Origin of the sequence: Microbacterium sp. cf046 (assembly GCF_900114345.1) — a bacterium.
GTDB lineage: Bacteria > Actinomycetota > Actinomycetes > Actinomycetales > Microbacteriaceae > Microbacterium.
Window position 1 is genome coordinate 1,277,669 of the sequence record NZ_FOZJ01000001.1, and the last position, 22,172, is coordinate 1,299,840.

Annotated in this window: 22 protein-coding genes; 8 read left to right on the top strand and 14 right to left on the bottom strand. The window is 68.7% G+C overall.

The annotated features are described in order from the left end of the window. Positions 1 to 15 precede the first annotated feature (15 nt). Positions 16 to 468 carry a succinate dehydrogenase hydrophobic membrane anchor subunit gene (locus BM349_RS05780; RefSeq protein ID WP_091704293.1) on the bottom strand — a complete coding sequence of 151 codons (453 nt, stop codon included), beginning with the start codon at positions 466 to 468 and terminating at the stop codon, positions 16 to 18. Then, positions 468 to 899, bottom strand: coding sequence for a succinate dehydrogenase, cytochrome b556 subunit (gene sdhC / locus BM349_RS05785; protein WP_091704297.1), 432 nt, complete (start codon positions 897 to 899; stop codon positions 468 to 470). The genes BM349_RS05780 and sdhC overlap by 1 nt, the downstream gene beginning before the upstream one ends. A 195-nt stretch (positions 900 to 1,094) precedes the next feature. On the opposite strand from sdhC, the gene BM349_RS05790 reads away from it, so the two are divergent. The 8 genes from BM349_RS05790 to BM349_RS05825 all read left to right on the top strand — a co-directional run bounded on the left by BM349_RS05790 (position 1,095) and on the right by BM349_RS05825 (position 10,696). Further along, positions 1,095 to 2,210 carry a mannose-1-phosphate guanylyltransferase gene (locus tag BM349_RS05790; RefSeq protein ID WP_091705049.1) on the top strand — a complete coding sequence of 372 codons (1,116 nt, stop codon included), beginning with the start codon at positions 1,095 to 1,097 and terminating at the stop codon, positions 2,208 to 2,210. A 163-nt stretch (positions 2,211 to 2,373) separates the two neighbouring features. After that, positions 2,374 to 3,483, top strand: a complete 1,110-nt coding sequence (locus tag BM349_RS05795; RefSeq protein ID WP_217645653.1) for a BMP family lipoprotein — start codon at positions 2,374 to 2,376, stop codon at positions 3,481 to 3,483. A gap of 126 nt (positions 3,484 to 3,609) precedes the next feature. Beyond that, on the top strand, positions 3,610 to 5,133 hold the full coding sequence (locus BM349_RS05800; protein WP_091704307.1) for an ABC transporter ATP-binding protein: 1,524 nt from the start codon (positions 3,610 to 3,612) through the stop codon (positions 5,131 to 5,133). A 44-nt stretch (positions 5,134 to 5,177) separates the two neighbouring features. Continuing rightward, the gene (locus BM349_RS05805) at positions 5,178 to 6,425 is read left to right on the top strand and encodes an ABC transporter permease (RefSeq protein WP_254773765.1); all 1,248 of its coding nucleotides are present in this window, start codon (positions 5,178 to 5,180) and stop codon (positions 6,423 to 6,425) included. After that, the gene (locus BM349_RS05810; RefSeq protein ID WP_091704310.1) at positions 6,422 to 7,702 is read left to right on the top strand and encodes an ABC transporter permease; all 1,281 of its coding nucleotides are present in this window, start codon (positions 6,422 to 6,424) and stop codon (positions 7,700 to 7,702) included. The genes BM349_RS05805 and BM349_RS05810 overlap by 4 nt, the downstream gene beginning before the upstream one ends. A gap of 79 nt (positions 7,703 to 7,781) precedes the next feature. Beyond that, positions 7,782 to 8,183 carry a cytidine deaminase gene (locus tag BM349_RS05815; RefSeq protein ID WP_091704313.1) on the top strand — a complete coding sequence of 134 codons (402 nt, stop codon included), beginning with the start codon at positions 7,782 to 7,784 and terminating at the stop codon, positions 8,181 to 8,183. Continuing rightward, entirely contained in the window at positions 8,180 to 9,493 is a 1,314-nt protein-coding gene (locus BM349_RS05820) for a thymidine phosphorylase (protein ID WP_091704316.1), read from the top strand. The genes BM349_RS05815 and BM349_RS05820 overlap by 4 nt, the downstream gene beginning before the upstream one ends. Positions 9,494 to 9,580: 87 nt before the next feature. Continuing rightward, entirely contained in the window at positions 9,581 to 10,696 is a 1,116-nt protein-coding gene (locus tag BM349_RS05825; RefSeq protein WP_091704320.1) for an adenosine deaminase, read from the top strand. Positions 10,697 to 10,746: 50 nt separating this feature from the next. On the opposite strand, the gene BM349_RS05830 is transcribed toward BM349_RS05825, so the two are convergent. The 12 genes from BM349_RS05830 to BM349_RS05885 all read right to left on the bottom strand — a co-directional run bounded on the left by BM349_RS05830 (position 10,747) and on the right by BM349_RS05885 (position 22,165). Then, complete coding sequence (locus BM349_RS05830) at positions 10,747 to 11,640, bottom strand: endonuclease domain-containing protein (protein ID WP_175525195.1); 894 nt, start codon at positions 11,638 to 11,640, stop codon at positions 10,747 to 10,749. A gap of 206 nt (positions 11,641 to 11,846) precedes the next feature. After that, on the bottom strand, positions 11,847 to 12,803 hold the full coding sequence (locus BM349_RS05835) for an SDR family oxidoreductase (RefSeq protein ID WP_091704325.1): 957 nt from the start codon (positions 12,801 to 12,803) through the stop codon (positions 11,847 to 11,849). Continuing rightward, entirely contained in the window at positions 12,800 to 13,777 is a 978-nt protein-coding gene (locus BM349_RS05840) for a bile acid:sodium symporter family protein (RefSeq protein ID WP_091704330.1), read from the bottom strand. The genes BM349_RS05835 and BM349_RS05840 overlap by 4 nt, the downstream gene beginning before the upstream one ends. Beyond that, a complete protein-coding gene (locus tag BM349_RS05845) occupies positions 13,774 to 15,141 on the bottom strand; it encodes a flavin-containing monooxygenase (protein ID WP_091704333.1) in 1,368 nt (455 codons plus the stop codon). Before BM349_RS05845 ends, BM349_RS05840 begins: the two co-directional genes overlap by 4 nt. A 54-nt stretch (positions 15,142 to 15,195) precedes the next feature. Beyond that, positions 15,196 to 15,993: an alpha/beta hydrolase gene (locus tag BM349_RS05850; protein WP_254773744.1), complete on the bottom strand. Its 798-nt coding sequence runs from the start codon at positions 15,991 to 15,993 to the stop codon at positions 15,196 to 15,198. A 10-nt stretch (positions 15,994 to 16,003) separates the two neighbouring features. Then, the gene (locus BM349_RS05855; protein WP_091704336.1) at positions 16,004 to 17,155 is read right to left on the bottom strand and encodes a mannitol-1-phosphate 5-dehydrogenase; all 1,152 of its coding nucleotides are present in this window, start codon (positions 17,153 to 17,155) and stop codon (positions 16,004 to 16,006) included. After that, a complete protein-coding gene (locus BM349_RS05860) occupies positions 17,155 to 17,592 on the bottom strand; it encodes a PTS mannitol transporter subunit IIA (RefSeq protein ID WP_091704339.1) in 438 nt (145 codons plus the stop codon). Before BM349_RS05860 ends, BM349_RS05855 begins: the two co-directional genes overlap by 1 nt. 88 nt (positions 17,593 to 17,680) lie before the next feature. Then, the gene (locus tag BM349_RS05865) at positions 17,681 to 19,240 is read right to left on the bottom strand and encodes a PTS mannitol transporter subunit IIBC (RefSeq protein ID WP_091704341.1); all 1,560 of its coding nucleotides are present in this window, start codon (positions 19,238 to 19,240) and stop codon (positions 17,681 to 17,683) included. Between the two features lie 115 nt (positions 19,241 to 19,355). Beyond that, entirely contained in the window at positions 19,356 to 21,014 is a 1,659-nt protein-coding gene (gene ptsP, locus BM349_RS05870; RefSeq protein ID WP_091704343.1) for a phosphoenolpyruvate--protein phosphotransferase, read from the bottom strand. 30 nt (positions 21,015 to 21,044) lie between these two features. Beyond that, complete coding sequence (locus BM349_RS05875; protein ID WP_091704347.1) at positions 21,045 to 21,320, bottom strand: HPr family phosphocarrier protein; 276 nt, start codon at positions 21,318 to 21,320, stop codon at positions 21,045 to 21,047. Positions 21,321 to 21,322: 2 nt separating this feature from the next. After that, positions 21,323 to 21,688, bottom strand: coding sequence for a PTS sugar transporter subunit IIB (locus tag BM349_RS05880; protein WP_091704351.1), 366 nt, complete (start codon positions 21,686 to 21,688; stop codon positions 21,323 to 21,325). Positions 21,689 to 21,814: 126 nt separating this feature from the next. Then, entirely contained in the window at positions 21,815 to 22,165 is a 351-nt protein-coding gene (locus BM349_RS05885; RefSeq protein WP_091704355.1) for a hypothetical protein, read from the bottom strand. Between the last annotated feature and the right edge of the window lie 7 nt (positions 22,166 to 22,172).

Sequence of the window (22,172 nt, forward strand, 5' to 3'; positions counted from 1 at the left end):
TCTCGGGCGGCGCGCCTATGCGCACAGCTCGGTGATGAGGGAGGAGGCGGTGTCGGAGTCGAATCCGATGCACGGATCGAACGTGAAGACCACGAGCGTGCCCAGGACGATGAGGAAGGCCGCGGCCAGCCCGATCGCCCACACCAGGACGCGCCGCACCTTCTGGTGCGTGATGTAGTCGTTCGTGATCGTGCGCATGCCGTTCGCGCCGTGGATGAGCGCGAACCACAGCATCAGCACGTCCCACCACTGCCAGAACGGGCTCGCGTACTTCCCGGCGACGAACGCGAAGTCGATGCCGTGGATGCCCTCGCCGACCATCAGGTTGACGAACAGGTGGCCGAAGATCAGGATCACCAGGAACACGCCGGAGACGCGCATGTAGATCCAGCCCCACTTCTCGAGGTTCGGACCCGAGCGGCGGACGGCGGTGTGCGGGGAGCGGGGATCCGCGATCGCGCTGGTCATCACTGACCTCCAGCCGGTGCGAACGCGAGCATGAGGTGACGCGGGGCGAAGCCCGCCATCGTCACCGCCCACAGGCCCAGGACTCCCCACCACAGCTGACGCTGGTGACGCGTCGCCCACGGCCAGAGGTCGACGGCGATGATGCGGAGGCCGTTGTAGGCGTGGTACGCGATCGCGGCGACCAGGACCACTTCACCCAGCGCCATGATCGGGTTCTTGTAGGTGCCGATCACCGCGTTGTAGGCCTCGGGGGACACGCGGATCAGAGCGGTGTCGAGCACGTGGACGAGGAGGAAGAAGAAGATCGCGACACCGGTGATGCGGTGCAGCACCCACGACCACATGCCCTCGTTCCCGCGGTAGAGCGTTCCGCGCGGGACTTTCGAGGTGGTCTCGGATATCGACGGTGTCAAGCGTGTGCCTGCGGACACGGTCGCCTCCCTGCTCGCTGCGAGGTCGTTTCCAGCCTGAGCGGACCATGCGCAGGCGCGCCTCCATCCTAGGACCGCAGCGCGCCGGCGGGCGACTGAGGCGAGCCTAAGTCTCTCGACATCGAGAGAAATCGGCACACATGCCGGACACCTGTGCGAAACGCCGCCGACAAGGGCCGCGACTACGCTGGCCGCATGTCAGAGCCCATCAAGGACTTCTACGCAGTCATCCCCGCAGGCGGTATCGGGAGCCGCCTGTGGCCGCTGTCACGTGCCGATGCCCCCAAGTTCCTCCACGATCTCACCGGTTCGGGCCACTCGCTCCTGCGTGACACGTGGGATCGTCTCGAGCCGCTGTCAGGGCCTGATCGCATCGCCGTGGTGACCGGCCGCGCCCATCGGGCCGCGGTCGAGAAGGAGCTGCCCGGCATCGCCGACATGAACGTCTTCCTCGAGTCCGAACCCCGTGACTCGGCGGCCGCGATCGGACTCGCCGCCGCGATCCTGTCCCGCCGCGAACCCGACGTGATCATCGGGTCGTTCGCGGCCGACCACGTGATCCGGGGGACCCAGGTCTTCGACTGGGCGGTCCAGCAGGCGGTCGCCGTCGCTCGCGAGGGGTACATCTGCACGATCGGCATCCCGCCGACCGAGCCGGCCGTCGGGTTCGGCTACATGAGGAAGGCGGGCGAGCTGCGGGTGCAGGGCGCCCCCGAGGCGGCCCTCGTCGAGAAGTTCGTGGAGAAGCCCGACCTCAGCACAGCCCGCGAATACGTGGCCGACCGCTCCTACCTCTGGAACGCGGGCATGTTCATCTCCCGGGCGGATGTGCTTCTCGGCGAGATCGCGGAGAACGAGCCCCACCTCTACGCCGGACTCATGGATCTCGCCGAGGTCTGGGACGACCGCGACGCCCGCGGTCCGGTCGTGGACCGGGTGTGGCCGACCATCACGAAGATCGCGATCGACTACGCCGTCGCCGAACCTGCCGCGGCCAAGGGTCGACTCGCCGTCATCCCCGGTCACTTCGACTGGGACGACGTGGGCGATTTCGCGAGCCTCGCGAAGCTCAACTCCCACGGGCGCGGCAACGATCTGGCGATCCTGGGCGAGAACGCCAGGATCCTGGCTGATGCCTCCAGCGGCATCGTCGTCTCGCAGACCCAGCGCATCATCAGCGTCATCGGCGTCAAGGACATCGTGATCGTCGACACCGAGGATGCGCTGCTGGTGACCACGAGCGAGCACGCCCAGCGGGTCAAGGGCGTCGTGGACGCGCTCAAGCTCACCGGCCGGGGCGACGTCCTCTGACGAACCGACCCGCGCGCCCATGACAGCGCGGGTGTCTCCGACATTGCGTCTTTGTAACCATTGGCGCCCAGCGGCGCTTCCGGTATGCAAGCGCGGCGTCACAGTCGGTAACTTGGCACCGTCGCCCGCGAAGTCCGCGGGGCACCTTTTATGGAGGCGTGAGTTGACAATCTCTACCACCAAGAAGTTCGTCGGGGTAGTTGCCGCCGCCGGACTGCTCGTAGCCCTTGCCGGCTGCGGGTCGGCACCCGAGCCGGCCGCAAGTGAAACCTCCGCCGCCGGCGGTGCCGTCGACGGCTTCAAGCCGTGCATGGTCTCCGACGCAGGCGGGTTCGACGACAAGTCGTTCAACCAGCTCGGATTCGAGGGCCTGGAGGCTGCTTCCGAAGAGCTGGGCGTCGAGTACGTCGCGGTCCAGTCCGATTCCGAGGCCGACTTCGCTCCGAACATCACGAGCCTCGTCGACCAGAACTGCACGCTCATCATCACCGTCGGCTTCGCGCTGGCCTCCGCCGCCGGCGAGGCTGCGATCGCGAACCCCGACATCGAGTTCGTCTCGATCGACGACGTCGTGGACAACGACTTCGACGGTACGACGGATGCCGAGAACATCAAGCCGATCATCTTCGACACCGCGCAGGCGGCATTCCTGGCCGGCTACGCATCGGCGTCCTACTCCACCGCCAAGAAGGTCGGCACGTTCGGTGGAATGAACTTCCCGACCGTCTCGATCTTCATGGACGGCTTCGCCCAGGGCGTCGAGTACTGGAACTCCGAGAAGGGCGACACGGTCGAGGTCCTCGGCTGGGACCGCGCTGCTCAGGACGGTGTCTTCACCGGTGGCTTCGCGGCCAACCAGGACGCGATCAACGCCGCTCAGGGCCTCGTCGACCAGGGTGTCGACGTGCTCCTGCCCGTCGGTGGTCCGATCTACCAGAGCGCCGCATCGGTGATCCGCGACTCCGGTCGTGAGATCGCACTGCTCGGTGTCGACGCGGACGTGTTCGAGACCGACCCGTCGGTCGCCGACCTGCTGCTCACCTCGATCCGCAAGGCGATCGACGTGGGTGTCCAGGAGGCCGTGCTGTCGGCCGGCGTCGGCGAGTTCGACCCGGCGCCGTTCGTCGGCACGCTCGAGAACGAGGGCGTGGCGCTGGCCCCGTTCCACGACTTCGAGTCGAAGGTCTCTCCCGACCTGCGGGCCGAGCTGGACACGATCCAGGCCGGCATCATCGACGGTTCGATCCCCGTCGAGTCCTACCTCGCGGGCTAGTCCCGCTGCGCGACGGGGAGGCTGGGCGACCAGCCTCCCCGTTCCGTTTCCTCGGGGCTCGATCGGGCCCGTCCCGATCGGCGCACCTGATGCACCCGAACGCACCCTCTCACTAGGATCTGGAGCATGAAGCTCGAACTCCGCGGGATCACCAAGCGGTTCGGCACCCTCGTCGCGAACGACCACATCGACCTTGTGGTGGAGGCCGGAGAGATCCACTGCCTCCTCGGTGAGAACGGCGCTGGCAAGTCGACCCTGATGAATGTGCTGTACGGGCTGTACCGAGCCGATGACGGGGTCATCCTGCTCGATGACATCGTGCAGAACTTCCAGGGCCCGGGCGACGCGATGCGCGCGGGCATCGGCATGGTGCACCAGCACTTCATGCTGATCCCGGTGTTCACGGTCGCCGAGAACGTCATGCTCGGCCACGAGTCGACCAAGGCGGGCGGCATCCTGGATCTGGAGACGGCCCGCAAGCGCGTCCGTGAGATCTCCGCGCGATTCGGCTTCGACGTCGACCCAGACGCGCTCGTGGAAGACCTGCCGGTCGGCGTGCAGCAGCGGGTCGAGATCATCAAGGCGCTGTCCCGCGACGCGCGGGTGCTCGTGTTCGACGAGCCGACGGCCGTCCTCACGCCGCAGGAGACCGACGAGCTCATGGGCATCATGCGCCAGCTCAAGGAGACCGGCACCTCGATCGTCTTCATCACGCACAAGCTGCGCGAGGTCCGCGAAGTCGCCGACCGCATCACCGTCATCCGCCTCGGAAAGGTCGTCGGCGAGGCGTCGCCGGGCGCGACGAACGCCGAGCTGGCCGAGCTCATGGTCGGCCGCGCCGTCGAGCTCACCGTCCAGAAGGACGAGCCGAAGCTCGGCGATCGCGCGCTCGTGGTCGAGGGCCTCACCGTCATCGACGCGAAGGACCAGATCGTCGTCAACGACGTGAGCTTCGACGTGCGCGCGGGCGAGATCGTGGCGATCGCGGGAGTGCAGGGCAACGGGCAGACCGAGCTCACCGAGGCACTGGTGGGTCTCGAGAACCGCGTCCGGGGCTCGGTGAAGCTCAGCGGCGAGGAGCTCGTCGGCGCGAGCGTGCGGCGCATCCTCGACGAAGGCGTCGGCTTCGTGCCGGAGGATCGCAACGAGGACGGGCTCGTCGGCCGGATGACGATCGCCGAGAACCTGGTCCTGGACCGCACCAACGGCCCGCCCTTCGTGCGCGGCGGCGGCCTCCGCCTCGGGTACATCGCGGAGTTCGCGGCGCAGAAGTTCACCGAGTTCGATGTGCGCGGCCCGGGCATCACCGCCCCGGTGGGCACGCTCTCCGGCGGCAACCAGCAGAAGGTCGTGCTGGCCCGGGAGCTGAGCCGCGATCTCTCGCTCCTGGTCGCCGCGCAGCCGACCCGCGGGGTGGACGTCGGATCCATCGAGTTCATCCACAAGCGCATCGTCGAGACGCGGGATGCCGGCATCCCGGTCATCGTCGTCTCCACCGAACTCGACGAGGTGACCGCCCTCGCCGACCGCATCATCGTCATGTACCGCGGTCGCATCATCGGGATCGTGCCCGGCGACACCCCGCGCGGCGTGCTCGGCCTCATGATGGCCGGCGAAGCGCCGACCGACGACAAGGGGGTCGCGGCGTGAGCGACAATCTCACCGGCGGCGCGTCGATCACGACGAACGAGCCCCTGCCGACACCGCCGGAGGAGCCTTCGAAGTGGCACTCCACGTTCCTGCAGATCACGCAGGGCAATGCGATCATCTCGGTGCTCGCGGTGCTGCTCGCCCTGATCGTCGGCGGCATCATGATCGCCTTCACCGACGAGGAGGTGCAGGCGGCGGCGCAGTACTTCTTCGCACGACCGATGGACACGATCGTGGCGGCCTGGGATGCCGTCTGGGGCGCGTACTCTGCGCTGTTCCAGGGCTCGATCTACAACTTCGGGGCGCCGACGTTCGCGCGCGGCATCCGACCCCTGACCGAGACGCTGACCTTCGCCACGCCGCTGATCGCGGCCGGCCTCGGCGTGGCGCTCGCGTTCCGCATCGGCATGTTCAACATCGGCGGTCGAGGGCAGATGCTGATGGCATCCGCCGCAGCCGGATGGGTGGCCTTCTCGCTCGATCTGCCGTGGGGGCTGCACATGATCGTGGCCCTCATCGCCGGCCTGATCGCGGGAGCGCTGTGGGCGGGCATCGCCGGCGCGCTCAAAGCCTGGACCGGCGCGCACGAGGTGATCGTGACGATCATGCTCAACTACATCGCCTTCTACCTCATCTCGTGGATGCTGCGCACACCGGGTCTGCTGCAGGCGCCCGGCTCGAGCAACCCGAAGACGCCGCCCATGAAGGACACCGCGATCTTCCCCGAGCTGTTCGGGCCGCAGTACAACCTCCACTTCGGATTCATCCTCGTGATCATCGCGACGATCATCGTGTGGTGGATCCTCAGCCGCTCGAGCCTCGGCTTCAAGTTCCGCGCGGTCGGCGAGAACCCGAACGCCGCGAGGGTCGCCGGCATCAACGTCAAGAACATGTACATCATCGGGATGCTGATCGCCGGCGCGCTGGTCGGCCTCGCGGGCGTCAACCAGGTGCTCGGCACGATCACGACCGGGTTCTCGTCCGACATCGACGCGTCCATCGGCTTCGACGCGATCACCGTGGCGCTGCTCGGCCGCTCGACTCCGTGGGGGACGTTCGCGGCCGGCATCCTGTTCGGGGCGTTCAAAGCCGGCGGCTTCGCGATGCAGGCGGCCGAGGGCGTGCCGATCGAGATCGTCACCGTCGTGCAGGCGCTCATCGTGCTCTTCATCGCGGCCCCGCCGCTCGTGCGCACGATCTTCTTCCTGCCCTCGCCCGAGCGCGATCAGCGCCGTCGCGAGAAGGCACGTGAGAAGCAGCTCAAGGCCGAGGCAGGGGCGGTGCTGAAGTGACTGTCGCAGTGGACGGAGCGCTCGTCGCCCAGGCCCCCATCAAGGCGGAGGTGCGCAGCTGGAAGGCGCCGATCGCCCTCGCCGTGTTCACGGTGCTGTACGCCCTCCTGATCCTCGCCGCACCCCGTGGTGGCGAGACGACGTTCCGCATCTCGACGCAGGCGGACGCGATCCAGCTGCCCGCGATCACGGTCTCCGTCACGTTCACCACGTGGGTCGTCTTCGCGCTGCTCGTGCTGCTGACGGTGTTCGCCGCGGTGCTCGTCCGCGGCTATCGGCACACCCCGCTCTGGCTGATCGCCGCATACATCATCATCGCGATCGTCGGCTTCCTCACGTGGGCCGCCGCCGGTGCGACGATCCCGGTCGCGGGTCTGCTCGCGGGCGCCGTCGCCCTCGCCATCCCGCTCATCTACGGTGCACTCGGCGGAGTGATCGGCGAGCGCGCGGGTGTCGTGAACATCGCGATCGAGGGTCAGCTGCTGGCCGGTGCGTTCAGCGCCGCTGTCGTCTCCACCCTGACCGGCCAGCCCCTGCTCGGACTGGTGGCGGCGATGTTCGCCGGCGTCCTCGTGGCGTTCGTGCTCGCTGCGTTCGCGATCAGGTATCTGGTCGACCAGGTCATCGTCGGTGTCGTGCTGAACGTGCTCGTGATCGGCCTGACCAGCTTCTTCTACTCGCAGGTGCTGCAGCCGAACCAGGCGCTGCTGAACTCCCCGCCGCGCTTCGACCGCATCCCCATCCCGATCCTCAGCGAGATCCCCGTGCTCGGCCCGGTGCTGTTCCGCCAGACGATCATCGTGTACCTCATGTACATCGCCGTCGCGCTGGTGTGGTTCGGCATGTTCCGCACCAGGTGGGGCCTCCGCCTCCGCGCCGTGGGCGAGCACCCGCAGGCCGCCGACACGGTCGGCATCAAGGTGAACCAGACCCGCTTCTGGAACGTCCTGCTCGCCGGCGCGATCGCCGGCCTCGGCGGCACCGTCTTCACGATCGGCAACGGGATCGCCTTCAACAAGGAGATGACCGCAGGAGCCGGCTTCATCGCGCTGGCCGCCGTGATCTTCGGCCAGTGGGATCCGTTCAAGGCCACCCTCGCCGCGCTCCTGTTCGGCTTCGCCTCGAGCCTGCAGAACACGCTCAGCGTGATCGGCTCGCCCGTCCCCAGCGAGTTCATGCTCATGCTGCCGTACCTGGTCACGATCTTCGTCGTCGCCGGAGTCGTCGGACGCTCGCGGGCGCCCGCTGCCGACGGATTGCCGTACATCAAGGGGTGAGGTGTGTCTTCACCTTCGCTGAGCACTCTCTCGCGGGGCGACCGCTCATGACCCGCATCGACCCATCGGAGGACGCATTGTGACCGACATCGACTGGGACGAACTCCGAGCCGCGGCGACCGCGGCGAAGGAGCTCGCCTATGTGCCCTATTCGCGCTTCAAGGTCGGCGCCGCGGCCCTCGTCTCGGACGGCCGCATCGTCTCGGGCTGCAACATCGAGAACGCCTCCTACGGCGTGACGCTGTGCGCGGAGTGCTCGCTCGTCAGCGACCTGTTCATGTCGGGCGGCGGCAAGCTCGTCGCGTTCGTCTGCGTCGACGGCCAGGGCCGCACGCTCATGCCGTGCGGCCGCTGCCGCCAGCTGCTGTACGAGCACGCGATCCCCGGGATGCTGCTGGAGACCGTGTCCGGCATCCGGACGATCGACGAGGTGCTCCCCGACGCCTTCGGACCGCGGGAGCTCGAGGAGGCGTCGAGATGACCCTGCGACAGGGTCAGGGACCCGCCGTCGAGCGCCACGACGCCGTCGACGTCATCCGCACCAAGCGCGACGGCGGCGAGGTCAGCGCGGACGCGCTGCACTGGCTCATCGACGCCTACACGCGAGGGTACGTCGCCGACGCGCAGATGGCGGCGTTCGCCATGGCGGTGCTGCTGAACGGCATGAGCCGCGACGAGATCCGCGTGATGACCGAGGCGATGATCGCGTCGGGCGAGCGGATGAGCTTCGAGGGCCTCGGCAAGCCCACCGTCGACAAGCACTCCACCGGCGGCGTCGGCGACAAGATCACGCTGCCGCTCGCGCCCCTCGTCGCGTCCTTCGGCGTCGCCGTGCCGCAGCTGTCCGGCCGCGGGCTCGGTCACACCGGCGGCACGCTCGACAAGCTCGAGTCGATCCCGGGATGGACCGCCGCGCTGAGCAACGACGAGCTGTTCGAGCAGCTGCGCGATGTGGGCGCCGTCATCTGCGCCGCAGGCTCGGGTCTCGCACCCGCGGACAAGAAGCTCTACGCCCTGCGCGATGTCACCGGCACCGTGGAGGCGATCCCGTTGATCGCGTCGAGCATCATGTCCAAGAAGATCGCGGAGGGCACGGATGCACTCGTGCTGGATGTCAAGTTCGGCTCCGGCGCGTTCATGCGCGACGTCGAGCGCGCCCGCGAGCTCGCCCGCACGATGGTCGCTCTGGGCACGGACTCCGGCGTCGCCACGACCGCGCTGCTGACCGACATGAACGTCCCGCTGGGCCTGACGATCGGCAACGCCAACGAGGTGCGCGAATCCGTCGAGGTGCTCGCCGGAGGGGGCCCCGCCGATGTCGTCGAGCTCACGGTCGCGCTCGCCCGCGAGATGCTGGCGCTCGCGGGCAAGCCCGACGCCGACGTCGAGGCGGCGCTGGCGGACGGTCGGGCGATGGACTCGTGGCGCGCGATGATCCGCGCGCAGGACGGCGACCCGGATGCCGCCCTCCCCGAACCCCGCGAGACGCACACGGTGAACGCGCCCGAGTCCGGTTTCGTGACGCGCATGGACGCGCTGCCGTTCGGCGTCGCGGCGTGGCGGCTCGGCGCCGGCCGGGCGCGCGCGGAGGACCCCGTCATGCACGCCGCGGGCATCGACCTGCACGCGAAGCCGGGCGACGAGGTCACCGCCGGTCAGCCGCTGTTCACGCTGCTGGGGCACGATGAGACCAGATTCGAACGCGCACTGCAGGCGCTCGAAGGATCATGGGAGGTAGGGTCGGACGCTCCGGACCGCAACCCGCTGGTCCTCGAGCGGATCACCGCGTGAGGCCGCAGCATCCGCCAATGACGCATCCGACCAGCCATCCCACCACCCGAACCGCGCGGGCGCACGCCCAGCGCTGAGGAGGACGACATGCCGATCGATCAGCACGGCGACACCACGCTCCAGGGCCTCTCGGTTCGGGGCCTGCCCAAGGTGTCCCTGCACGACCACCTCGACGGCGGTGTGCGCCCGCAGACGATCATCGAGCTCGGCGACGCGATCGGGCTGGAGCTGCCCGAGAGCGACGGCGACGCGCTGGGCACCTGGTTCGCCGAGAAGGCGGATTCCGGTTCTCTGGTGGAGTACCTCAAGACGTTCGACCTCACCACGGGCGTCATGCAGACGACCGAGGGTCTCACGCGCGTCGCGCGCGAGTTCGTCGAGGACCTCGCCGCGGACGGCGTGATCTACGGCGAGGTGCGGTGGGCGCCCGAGCAGCACCTGAGCCGCGGGCTGTCCCTGGACGAGGTCGTCGAGGCCGTGCAGGCAGGCATCGAGGAGGGTGAGGAGGCGGCCGAGCAGTCGGGCCGCGACATCCGCGTCGGCCAGCTCATCACGGCGATGCGCCACACCGACCGCTCGCTGGAGATCGCCGAGCTCGCCGTCGCGTGGCGGGGTCGCGGCGCCGTCGGGTTCGATATCGCCGGCCCGGAGGACGGGTTCCCGCCGTCACGGCACAAGGTCGCCTTCGACTACCTCGCGTCGGAGTTCTTCCCCGCGACGGTCCACGCCGGCGAAGCCGCCGGACTGGACTCGATCCGCTCGGCGATCATCGACGGCCGTGCGATCCGTCTCGGCCACGGCGTGCGCATCGCGGAGGACCTCGAGGTCGTCTCGCGGGCCGGCGACGAGGTGCTCGTGCAGTTCGGCGACCTCGCCCGGTGGGTGCGGGACCGCGAGATCACGCTCGAGCTGTCGCCGTCGTCGAATCTTCAGACCGGCGCGATCGAGCGCTGGGGCGAGGAGCTGGCCGATCACCCGTTCGACCTGCTGTACCAGCTCGGGTTCTCGGTCACCGTGAACGTCGACAACCGCACGATGAGCCGCACGTCCCTGACCCGCGAGCTGGCACTGCTGTCCGAGACCTTCGAGTACGACCTCGACGATCTCGAGACCTTCCAGCTCAACGCGGCCGCCGGTGCGTTCCTGCCGGTGGAGGAGCGCGAGGAGCTCATCGAGCTGATCGCGGAGGGGTTCGAGCGGTAGGGTCGCTCCGAGTATCTGCAGAACTCCACCGATGTGAGCGGAAGAGCGTGCTATGCGGTGCGGCGGCGCTCGCGGCGCCGCGGTGCGGTGGAGTTCTGCGACTGCACGAGCCGTGCAGGGTTGTCGAGCACCTGTTTCATCGTGGCCAGCACCGATTCGGTCCGGTAGAGGATGTCCTCGGCGATCGGGCGGATCGTGGTGTAGCCCAGTGTCGCGGCGGCGATGTCGCGAGCACGATCGCGCTTCTGCGCCTCCCACCCGCCGTGGAACTCTCTGCTGTCGCACTCCACGATCAGCCACCCGTCCACGATGAGGTCCACCCGCCCCACGCCGGTAATCGCCACCTGGACCTGGACATCGCAGCCCAGACCTCGCAGCATCAGCCTCATGATCGTCTCAGGTCCCGACTCGCTGCGCCGATCGAGCAGTTCACGCAGAGCGCGATAGCGGCGAGGAAGCCGAGCGAAGATCGCCGCGATGTCGTCCTCGTCGACGAATCCGCGGTGCCAGGCGTTGTCGAGGCTCGCGATCGCGTCGCGCGGCGCCTGGCACCGGCACGCCTGGGCGAGAGCGCCCACGATGTCGGACGCGAGAGCGCTGCGCGGGGAGCCGGACGGTCTCCAATGGGCGACCACCTCCGGCGGCCTGGGTGGAAGCCGGGTGGTTCCACGGTCGAACTGAGCATGCAGGGAGTGCTCGACGCGGACGAAGATGCCCAGGGCGGCCAGAAGCGAGACGCAGTCGAGGCGGCCGCCGAGCCGTCCGGCGCGGATGAGTCCTTCGCAGACGTCGCCGCGAACGTAGCGACCGTTGCGCAGCCGCAGAAGCTCTCCCTCAGCCAGGAGCAGCTTCACGCGATGTCTGCTCAGGCCAGAGGCGGCAAGTGCCCGCCCGCTGAGGAAGGTCGCGCTGAGAATCACGGCCGCCCGGTCGGTCTGCTGCATTGCCCCAGCGAACCGCGGAGAGGCGTCGACATCGGTCCGCGGAGACTTGGCGTGGATGGCTGCCGCTGCCCGGCGAGGTGGGGAGGAACAGACTTGGTCGGCAGAAATCCACCAGTCCGATCACTTCGGGCGCCGGACGCCCCGGATCACTGCACATCCGACCCGATCGGGTGGAGTTTCTGCACCTGCGCAGGACCCAGGGCGGATCAGCGGCGGGCGACTCCGGGGTGGGTCTCCAGGTACTCGTCGAAAGCCTGCGCGCTCGTGCGCGTGGGCGTGTATCCGAAGTCCCGCTTGAGCGCATCGTTGGCGAGCACAGGGCGGTACCGCAGGAAGCCGATCTGCTCGGGACCGTGCACCGTGAGGTGTAGCATCCTGCCGACACGCAGCCCGAGCGCGAGCACACCGGCGGGCACTGACGTGACCCGCTTGCCGAGTCTCGCGGCGATCTCGCGCACCGTCAGCCGGCCGTCTCCAGCGACGTTGTAGATGCCCGGCGGGCCATCCGTCGCCGCACGCGCCATGGCGGCCGCGACATCGTCGACCCAGACGAATACGAAGGGAGAATCCGAACCCCGCACCGCCAGGATCCGCCGCCGGTCCCACAGGGCCGTGATCTGGTTGCGCACCGTCGGGCCGAGGATCGTCCCGATGCGGAAGACCACCTGCTCCAGCTCCGGGTTCGTCTCGCGGTAGTCGGCGAGCATCTCTTCGACCAGACGCTTGTGCAGCGAATACGGGAACTCGTCGTTCCCGCGCACGGGGTCCGTCTCGCGGAGCCACTCCGGATTGTCGGCGTGGTACCCGTACGCGGCTCCCGACGAGGAGACCACGATGCGCCGCACTCCGGTCGCGATGCACGCTTCGAGCACGTTGCGCGAGCCGCCGACATCGACGAGGTACTCCATGTCGTGGTCGCGCCCGGGGCTCACGATGGCCGCGAGGTGCACGACCACGGTGACACCGTGGCGCTCCATCAGCGGCACGAGGCCGGTCGAACGTGTCACATCGCAGTCGTCGTAGACCACGCCCTCCAGGGGGTGCTCCGGGCGCCGCACGTCACCGGCGACCACGAGGTCGACGCCCGGGTGTCCGACGAGCGCTGCGGCGACATGCGAGCCGAGGAAGCCCGCGCCCCCGGTGACGAGCACGCGGGCGTTCACGCGGCAGACTCCGGGTCGGCTGGCGCGGTGCGGTTCCGCAGGGCGTGGCGCGACGCATCGCCCTTGGGCGAGCCCGTGCGGCGCTTCGTATGCAGCGCCCACAGGGACGCGACGATGAGCCCCGCGATGATGTCCCAGATCCCCCACCAGCCGGCGACGATCGCCATCCCGCCGAGCCCGCCGAAGAAGGTGAACACGAGGCCCAGCCCGAGACCGGCATTGCGGATGCCGACCTCGAACGTCATCGCCTTCCGCTCGCGCGTGCCCAGCCCGCCGACGACCGCCGTGGTGTACCCGATCGCCAGCGCCACCGCGTCGTGGATCGCGACCACGACCACGATGACGCCCAGGAAGGCGACGAAGTACGCCCAGTTGCCGGCGAGCGCCGCGACGATGAAGCCCACGAGTGCCAGCAGCGAGAACCACTTCACGAACGGCTGCACCTTCGCAGCGAACCCGGGGAAGCGCGCCCGGATCGCAAGCCCCGCGAGGAACGGGAGGCCGATGATCAGGAAGATGTCCAGCAGCATGGTCCACGGGTTCAGCTCGACGGTCGTGAGCAGTGACCGGGCGGTCGGATGCAGCGAGCCCCAGAACGCCACCGACAGGGGCAGCACGAAGATGTAGATGAGGTTCGACACGGCCGTCATCGAGACCGACAGGGCGACGTTGCCGCCCGAACGATGAGTCAGGACCTGCGAGATGTTCCCGGGCGGGCAGCACGCCACCAAGATCATCCCGAGCGCCATCGACGGGGTCACCGGGAGGATAAGGGTCAGTGCGAACGTGACCGCGGGCAGCACGACCAGCTGCGCCAGGATCGCGATCACGAACGGCTTGGGCTTGCGCGCGACGACCTTGAAGTCCTCGGGGGAGGTGTCCAGGGCGATCCCGAACATGATGAGTCCGAGCACGACGTTCAAGACGACGAGCGTTCCCGGTGCGAAGTTCAGGACGACATCGTCGATGTTCATGCCGGTGTCCTCTTCGAGGGGCGGGATGCCGCACGCCGAGCGCCTGCGCGATCCGCGGCACCGCGCGGGTGCGCGCGAAGCGACTCCCGCGCCTCGCGCACGGCGCGACGGTAGGCGTCCTTGTTCACGTAGTACGACATGCGCTCGAGGCCGAGGTAATGGTAGCCGCCGGTGAGGTCCGGCCAGGGCTGGGACGCGACCCGGCGGCGGAACTCCTGCGCCTGCGCTGGTCGATTCTGCAGGGCGGACAGGTACTCGGCGATCAGCTCCGCCTGTTCGTACCGGCCCTGCCAGCCGATTCCGGAGGCCTCGATCATGCCCATCACGTACAGCCCGTTGAACGACGGAGGAAAGACGTTCAGGAAGAGGCGGGGAGAGAATCCGCGCCAGTTGAGGGCGTCCCGCGAGACGAACGGGTAGTCGAGGGTGTAGCCGGTCGCCAGGAGCACCATGTCGTACTCGCCGCTCGTGCCGTCGCGGAAGTGCACGGTGCGACCGTCGAATCGCTCGACGTCGGGGCGCACGGCCAGGTCGCCCTGACCGAGGTGATTCAGGATCAGCGTGTTCACGATCGGATGCGACTCGTACAGCCTGTAGTCCGGCTCGGGAAATCCGAAGCGCACCGGATCGCCCGTGAACGCGCGCAGCACGCGCTTGTCGACGAACTGCTTGATGCGCGCGGGGAGCGGCCTGCCCTGGTTCAACGTGTCGGAGGGGCGGCCGAACAGGTAGCGGGGGACGAAGTAGTACCCGCGACGCACGCTCATGTCGACGGATGCCGCATGGTGCACGGCATCGACCGCGATGTCGCATCCGGAATTCCCGGCGCCGATGATGAGCACCCGCTTGCCGGTCAGCTGGCCGGCGCTCTTGTACGCGCTGGTGTGCAGCAGCTCGCCCGTGAACTCGCCGCGGAACGTCGGCACATTCGGCTCGGCCAGCGTGCCGTTCGCGAGGATCACGCCGTCGTAGCGCGCCTCGATCGCCGATGCGGGGCCTTCCGCCCGCAGCATCCAGCCCCCGTCGTCCGTCTGCTCGAGCCCGGTCACCCGCGTGTCGAAGCGGAAGTGCTCGGTCAGCGCGAATCGGTCCGCGTAGTCACGGAAGTAGCGCATCAGGGTGCGGTGGCCCGGGTAGTCGGCGGTGGAGTCCATCGGGAACTCGGTGAACTGCGTCGTCGTGCGCGAGGAGATCAGGTGCGCTGACTCGTACATGGTCGACCGCGGGTTCTCGATGTCCCACAGGCCGCCGACCCCGCGCGAGGCCTCATAGCCGTCGAACGCGATCCCCGCCTTCTGCAGCGCCCTCGCCGCCGAAAGCCCCGACGGCCCCGCACCGATCACGGCATACCGTTGCTGCTGCATCCTTCTCCCACACGTCCTCGTGTCGGGCTTCCGCGCCCGGACAACCTCTCGATGTTAGCCGCTGTTAACTGAAGCCTCATCGCCGAGCAGGAACGGCCCGAGCGCATCCGTGATCTGCGCTCGGATCTCGGCATCCGGTATCGTCGCCTCGCCATCGCCGGCCTGGGCACCGTATGCGCCGAATCCTGCGTGGTTTCCGCCCTCGATCACGACGAAGATCGTATCGGCGGGGAGCAGGTGCGCCGCACCGTCGATCTTCTCCGGTGTGGAGAGCCCGTCTTCGCTGGCGGAGATGCTGAGCGCGGCCAGGCTCGACCCGGACAGGTCGTTCACGCAGTAGCTGCCCAGCAGGACGAGTCCGTCGGTGCCGTCGGTCAGCTGACATGCACGAACTCCGCCGAGCGAGTGGCCGCCGACGAACCAGTCGTCGATGCCGGGCACCAGCTGCGTGAAATCCGACAGCGGGCGGAAGTCGAAGAACGCGAGGTTGAGCGTCGGCTTGGTGATCACGACGGTGGCGCCCTCCTCCACGACGCCGACGAACGTCGCGGCGTACGCGAGCGGGTCGACCTTGGCCCCGGGGATGAACACGAGCCCGGTGTCGGACTCGCCGGATGCCGGGGCGAGCACCCATGCGGCGCCCTCGTCGGTCAGGATGACGTCCGTGTCGGCGCGCACTGCGTCCAGCGCCTCGGGCTCCGCGGCCATGACGCCGATGTTGGCCCACAGCAGGAAGCCGACGACGGCCGCGACGATCAGCGCGCCGAGGGCGGCCAGCACCCAGACGAGGATGCGACGGCCGCGGCGGCGCGTGGGCGCTGCTGGCACACCGTCGGTCGATGGGGCGGTCACCCCCGCAACGTTACGCGAGCTCGGCCTGCCGGGCTGCGACGATCGCCTCCACGCGCGGGAACAGCGGATGACCCGGTTCCAGACCTGTCACCGAAGCGGTGACGGATGCCGCATCCTGCTCGCGCAGGATGCGCTGCAGGTCGACCGACTGGGCGTCTTCGGCGTCGTCGAACTCGAGCGCGGCGCCCATCGCCGCGACGAGTGCGTCGACCGGCAGGCCGCGCTCTGCCGCCTCGGCCGCGGGACCGACGAAGCGTTCGTGCCGGGAGAGCTTGCGCAAGGGCTGCCGGCCGACGCGCCACACCGTGTCCGGCAGCGCCGGATTGCGGAATCTGCGCAGGATCGTCTCGCGGTACGACGCGAGGTCGGCGGGGTCGAGCCCGTGCTTGGCCACGAGCAGTGCGGACGTCTCCGCCAGTGCGGCGGCGACCCGGGCCGCGATGCCGTCGTCGGAGAGTGCGCCCGAGATCGTCTCGACGCCGGCGATCGCTCCGAAGTACGCCGTCGCGGCGTGGCCGGTGTTGACGGTGAACAGCTTGCGTTCGATGTAGGGCGCGAGGTCGTCGACGAAATGGGCGCCGGGGATCGACGGCGGATCGTCGCCGAACGGAGGGCGTTCGATCGCCCACTCGTAGAACGGCTCGACCGTGACATCGACTCCGGAGCCCTCGGGCTGCGCGGGGACGATCCGGTCCACCGCGGTGTTCGCGAAGACGGCACGCCCGGCGAGCGCATCCCACGCATCTCCGGCGAGCGAGACGATCTCGTCGCGGAGCAGGTCGGTCGCGTTGATCGCGTTCTCGCAGGCCATGATCTGCAGCGGGGGAGAGGACGGGTCGCGCAGGGCGAGCCCGGCGACGATGTGCGGCGCGACGAACTTGAGGATCGTGGGGCCGACCGCAGTCGTCACGACGTTCGCGCCGGCGATCTCGGCGATGACCTCGTCGGGGTGGGTCGCGCTGTTGATCGCCCGGAAGCCGGTCACGACTGTGTCCCGCCCGCCTTCGCCGACCTCGTGCACGGTGTACTCGGTGGCGCCGTTGATCGCGTCCACCAGCGGCGCGGCCACATCCGAGAACACCAACTCGTAGCCGCCCTGGTGCAGGAGCAGCCCGACGAACCCGCGTCCGATGTTGCCCGCGCCGAAGTGGACGGCCTTCATCAGACGCCCGCCGCCGACACCAGCGCGAAGAGCTGTTCAGGCGTCTGCGCCTGCTTGAGGTTCTCGACCTCGTCGTCGTCCGAGAAGAGGATGGCGATCTGCGACAGGATCTCGAGGTGCTCGTCGCCCTTGCCGGCGATGCCGACGACGAACGTCACCGGCTCCCCGCCCCAGTCCACACCGCCGTCGTAGCGCACGACCGACAGCGCCGAGTCGAGGATCGTGTGCTTGGTCTCGTTCGTGCCGTGCGGGATGGCCAGTTCGTTGCCCATGTAGGTCGAGACGGTCTCCTCCCGCTGCTGCATGGCGTCGTAATAGGCGCTGGTCACCGCACCTGCCGCCTGGAGGATGTCGGCAGCCTCCTTCATCGCCTCTTCGCGGGTCGCGCTGCCGGAGTGGATCCGGACCTGGCCGAGGCTCAGGACGTCACGTGCCATGATGTTGCCTTTCTCTTTTCGGACGAGTGCATGAAAGGCCACGGGGTCGGGGGCATCGCGCCGCCCGACCCCGCAGCGGTCTCAGAACCTACTGACCATCCTGGTGCTGATCGCGGACCAGATCCACGACCTCGTCGTACCTCGGCGAGTTCATGAAGTTGTCGACCGAGACGTGCACCGAGTTCGGCGACTGCTGCCGCGCCCGGTCGGTGAGCTGGTTCTGCGTGATGACCAGGTCGGCCGAGCCGTCCAGAGCCGCGATCGCCTTGTTGACGACCGTGACGTCCTCGATGCCCGCCTTCTTGATCTTGTTGCGCAGGACGCTGGCGCCCATCGCCGACGAACCCATGCCCGCGTCGCACGCGAACACGATGTTCTTGATCTGGCGCTCCGTCATGACGGCGGGCTCGATCCCGCCGCCCGCCGCGGTCGCCGCGCCACCGCGGAGGCCGCCGAGCGCGTCGGAGGACTTGCCCTTCGCGGCCTCGGTCTGGGTGATCGCCGCGCCGAACGCGTCATCCGTGGCTGCCATCGCCTCGAGGTCGCGCTTGCGCGAGGCCCGCAGGATGAGCGCCGTGAGCACGAAGGTCACGGCCGCGGCGAGGACCACCGACAGGATGACCGCGAAGTATGACCCGGTCGCAGTCTGGGCGAGAACCGCGATGATGCTGCCTGGTGCCGCCGGTGCGCGCAGCGCGCCGCCGAGGAGCATGTTCGTGGTGACGCCGGTCGCGCCGCCCGCGATGAGGGCGAGGATGACCATCGGCTTCATGAGCGCGTACGGGAAGTACACCTCGTGGATGCCGCCGAAGAACTGGATCACGGCCGCGCCCGGGGCGGACGCGCGTGCGGCGCCGATGCCGAAGAACGTGAACGCGAGCAGCAGTCCGACACCGGGGCCGGGGTTGGCCTCAAGCAGGAACAGGATGGACGATCCGTCCTCGGATGCCTGCTGGATGCCGAGTGGCGTCAGCACGCCGTGATTGATGGCGTTGTTCAGGAACAGCACCTTCGCCGGCTCGATGATGATGCTCGTCAGCGGGAGCAGGTTCATCTCCACGAGCCAGTTCACCGCGTTGCTGAGCACCTGCATGAGTCCGTTGACCAGCCAGGCGATCGGGTAGAAGCCCACGACGGCCATGACGAAGCCCCAGATGCCGGCGGAGAACATGTTGACGAGCATCTCGAAGCCCGCCTTGATCTTCCCCTCCCACAGGCTGTCGAGCCACTTCATCGTGTAGGCGGCCAGCGGCGCCATGATCATCGCGCCGATGAACATGTGCACCTGTCCGAGGGGCGCCTCGCCCTCCGCCAGCGTCGAGTTGAATTGCGCGATCAGGAAGTCCGATCCCGCGATGGCGCCCATGACGGCGATCGAGGCGACGACGCCGCCGCGGATGCCGTACACGATGTTGCCGCCGGTGTAGGCGATGATGATCGGCAGCAGGTAGTGGATGAACGGGCCGACGATCGTCGCGAGATCGGCGTTCGGCGTCCAACCCACCTCGATGAAGAACGCAGTGAAGATGCCCCACGCGATGAGCGCGGGGATGTTCGGCATGATCATGCCGGACAGGAACGTGCCGAAGCGCTGGACTCCGACCCGCACCTTGCTCCCACCGGTGGTGGGCATAGACGCCGTTGTCATGGCTGTGTCTCCTTCTTGTCAGGATCTCGCGGCCGCGCGAGCGGCCTCTGGGGTGGCGGCCTCATCGGCCGCGCGTGTGGTGATCGGAGTCGCGGCCGGGTGAGCCGCGACCATTTCATTCACGAGCAGCGGCCGCGCGGGCCGCGTCTCTGGCGGAGGCCGCATCGTTCGCGGCCAGGGCAGCCTCGGCGATCGTTCGGGCATCGTCGAGGGAGTACAGGAGCAGGGATGCCCGCACATCGGCGAGCGCGGTCGGCGCCATCGAGAGACTCGTCGCGCCGAGACCGACCAGCACGACCGCCAGCAGCGGATCCGCTGCGGCCTCGCCGCAGATCCCGACGGGTTTGCCGTGGATGCGGCCGGCGTCGCCGACCTCTCGGATCAGCCGCAGGACCGCCGGGTGCCACGGGTCCTGGAACGCCGCGACCGAGCCGAGCAGGCGGTCCGCTGCGAGCGTGTACTGGGTCAGGTCGTTCGTGCCGATCGAGGCGAAGTCCGCGTCGACGAGGATGCGGTCCGCCAGGAGTGCGGACGAGGGGACCTCGACCATGACACCTGCCGTCTTGATGCCGTAGTCGCGGGCGATCGCGACGAAGTACTCGGTCTCCTCGACGGTCGCCACCATCGGTGCCATGACCCAGAGGTCGGCATCCGTCGCGGCATCCGCCTCGGCGAGGGCGGTGAGCTGCTCGCGGAGGATGTCCTCGCTGGCGCGGAGCGCACGGATGCCGCGCAGGCCCAGTGCGGGGTTCTCCTCGTGCGCGTCGTTGAGGAATGCGAGGGGCTTGTCCGCCCCGGCGTCGAGGACGCGCACGACGACCTTCTTGCCGGGGAACGCCGCCAGGAGCTGGGTGTAGGACTCCCGCTGCTGCTCCACGGTAGGCGCCTGATTCGCGCTCAGGAAGAGGAACTCGGTGCGGAACAGGCCGACGCCTTCGGCGCCGAGCGCGACCGCCTCGACGGCGCCCTCCGGCTTGCCCAGGTTCGCGAGCAGCGGCACCGGCGTCCCGTCGCCGAGCGCGCCCGGCGTGATCGGCGCCGCAGCGGCCGACGCACGGTCCGCTGCGCGATTCCGCGCCCGCTCGAGCTCCTCGGCGGACGGCTCGGTCGTCACGACTCCTGCCGCCGCATCCACGATCACCATCTCGCCCTCCACCAGCCCGGTCGCCGATACGGCGCCCACGACGGCGACGATCGACTTCTCGCGGGCCAGGATCGCCGTGTGCGAGGTCGGTCCGCCTTCGGTGGTGACCAGTGCCAGCACCTTGTCGAGGTCGAGGAGTGCAGTGTCGGCCGGAGCGAGATCCTTCGCGACGAGCACGAAGGGGTAGCCGGGGTCCGGTACGCCGGGGGCGGGCACGCCGCGCAGCCGTGCGATGACCCGCTGGGCGACGTCGTCGAGGTCGGCTGCGCGCTCGCCGAGGTAGCCGCCCATCGCGGTGAGCGTGTCGCGGAACGTGGCGAAGGCGTCGTAGACCGCGAACTCCGCGGTCCTGCCAGCGCCGATGCGCGTGTCGATCTCGGCCTCCAGGCTCGGGTCCTCGGCCATCATGGCCTGCGCCTCGAGCACGTCCTGTGCGGCACCGCCGGCCTGCGCTCCGCGCTGCTCGAGCTCGCGGGCGACCGCCGCGACGGCTTCGCGAACGCGCGCCGTCTCCTCGGCGCCGCTCAGCCCACTGGGGCCGTCATCCGGCGCCGGAAGCGGCTCCGCCATGCGGGCGACCGGTCCCTGAGCGACCCCGAGGCCGATTCCCACCCCGCGCAACTCCGTCATGGTCTTCCTTCCGTCAGGTGAGTCATCGGTTCATGCCGCGTCATGGTCCGTCGAGAGCAGCTCGCTGAGCAGGTCGAGGATCACTTCGGCGTTGTCGCCGTCGGCGGTGAGGGTCACGTAGTCGCCCTGCTCGATCCCCAGCGCGATCACGCCGAGGATGCTCGCCGCGTTGACCGGGCCCCCGGCATCCTTTGCGATCGTCACCGGGATGCCGGCATCCTTCGCGGCCTGTGCGAACAGCTTCGCGGGCCGAGCGTGCAGGCCATGTGCGGATCCGATCCGTACGGTTCGGGTCGTGACGGGCATGTTCAGTCCTCTTCCTGTCGGGCGTCTTGTTCGGCACTGGGCGCGGCCGAGACGCCTGCGCCCGTCCTGCCGACCGCTTCGTGGACCAGGGCGAGCGTGCGGGTGCCGTCCAGATCGGTGAAGATGTCGGCCGGCAGCAGCACCACTGCGGTGCCGCGGCGAGCGGCATCGCGCTCGATGCGCTCCAGCGCGTGAACGAGGTGGGGACCGACGAGCACGACATCGGCCGCATCGAGGTCGATCGGGAGCGACTGCTCGGTGCCGGCGAACGCGGAGTACGGCAGACCCTGGTCGTGCGCGGCATGGCGCACGCGCTGAGCGACGAATGTGCTCGACGCACCGGCACCGCAGACCACCAGGATCCTCATCGACCCGCCTTCCTGTGCCCATTCTTGTGAAAACGCTGAGAGCCGACAACCAGGCAAGTTTCCGGAGGGGCGGAAAGCACGAGGCCCCGGTCCCCGGGAAGGGGATCGGGGCCTCGTGGACGGCCGCTACTGCGTGAAGAACGCGCTCGCGCGCTTCGAGAACAGGAACACGAGGCCGATGATGGCCAGGATGGCGGCGACGACCTGATCCCAGAAGTTGACGCCGATGACGATGGCCCACACCGCGACCACGAGGTTCAACGTGAACACGATGGCCATGATGATACGGGCGACGTTGCTGCCGCGGAACAGGCCGAGGCTGACGGCGATCGTCAAGATGCCGACGATCAGTACCGCCCACGCGTCGATCCCGCCGCCGTTGAACAATCCGATGATTGCTCCGACGATCTGAATGGCACCGATGATCCATGCGATCACAGCGACGATCGTTACCCCTACGGGGCGCTCTCCAGCCATCTCAACT

Coding starts and splice junctions, on each gene's coding strand:
- BM349_RS05875 (WP_091704347.1), bottom strand. CDS start 21,320: ATGCCCGTCACGACCCGAACCGTACGGATCGGATCCGCACATGGCCTG.
- BM349_RS05880 (WP_091704351.1), bottom strand. CDS start 21,688: ATGAGGATCCTGGTGGTCTGCGGTGCCGGTGCGTCGAGCACATTCGTC.
- BM349_RS05820 (WP_091704316.1), top strand. CDS start 8,180: ATGACCCTGCGACAGGGTCAGGGACCCGCCGTCGAGCGCCACGACGCC.
- BM349_RS05855 (WP_091704336.1), bottom strand. CDS start 17,155: ATGAAGGCCGTCCACTTCGGCGCGGGCAACATCGGACGCGGGTTCGTC.
- BM349_RS05780 (WP_091704293.1), bottom strand. CDS start 468: ATGACCAGCGCGATCGCGGATCCCCGCTCCCCGCACACCGCCGTCCGC.
- BM349_RS05790 (WP_091705049.1), top strand. CDS start 1,095: ATGTCAGAGCCCATCAAGGACTTCTACGCAGTCATCCCCGCAGGCGGT.
- BM349_RS05825 (WP_091704320.1), top strand. CDS start 9,581: ATGCCGATCGATCAGCACGGCGACACCACGCTCCAGGGCCTCTCGGTT.
- BM349_RS05885 (WP_091704355.1), bottom strand. CDS start 22,165: ATGGCTGGAGAGCGCCCCGTAGGGGTAACGATCGTCGCTGTGATCGCA.
- BM349_RS05800 (WP_091704307.1), top strand. CDS start 3,610: ATGAAGCTCGAACTCCGCGGGATCACCAAGCGGTTCGGCACCCTCGTC.
- BM349_RS05845 (WP_091704333.1), bottom strand. CDS start 15,141: ATGCAGCAGCAACGGTATGCCGTGATCGGTGCGGGGCCGTCGGGGCTT.
- BM349_RS05830 (WP_175525195.1), bottom strand. CDS start 11,640: ATGCAGCAGACCGACCGGGCGGCCGTGATTCTCAGCGCGACCTTCCTC.
- BM349_RS05865 (WP_091704341.1), bottom strand. CDS start 19,240: ATGACAACGGCGTCTATGCCCACCACCGGTGGGAGCAAGGTGCGGGTC.
- ptsP (WP_091704343.1), bottom strand. CDS start 21,014: ATGACGGAGTTGCGCGGGGTGGGAATCGGCCTCGGGGTCGCTCAGGGA.
- BM349_RS05840 (WP_091704330.1), bottom strand. CDS start 13,777: ATGAACATCGACGATGTCGTCCTGAACTTCGCACCGGGAACGCTCGTC.
- BM349_RS05860 (WP_091704339.1), bottom strand. CDS start 17,592: ATGGCACGTGACGTCCTGAGCCTCGGCCAGGTCCGGATCCACTCCGGC.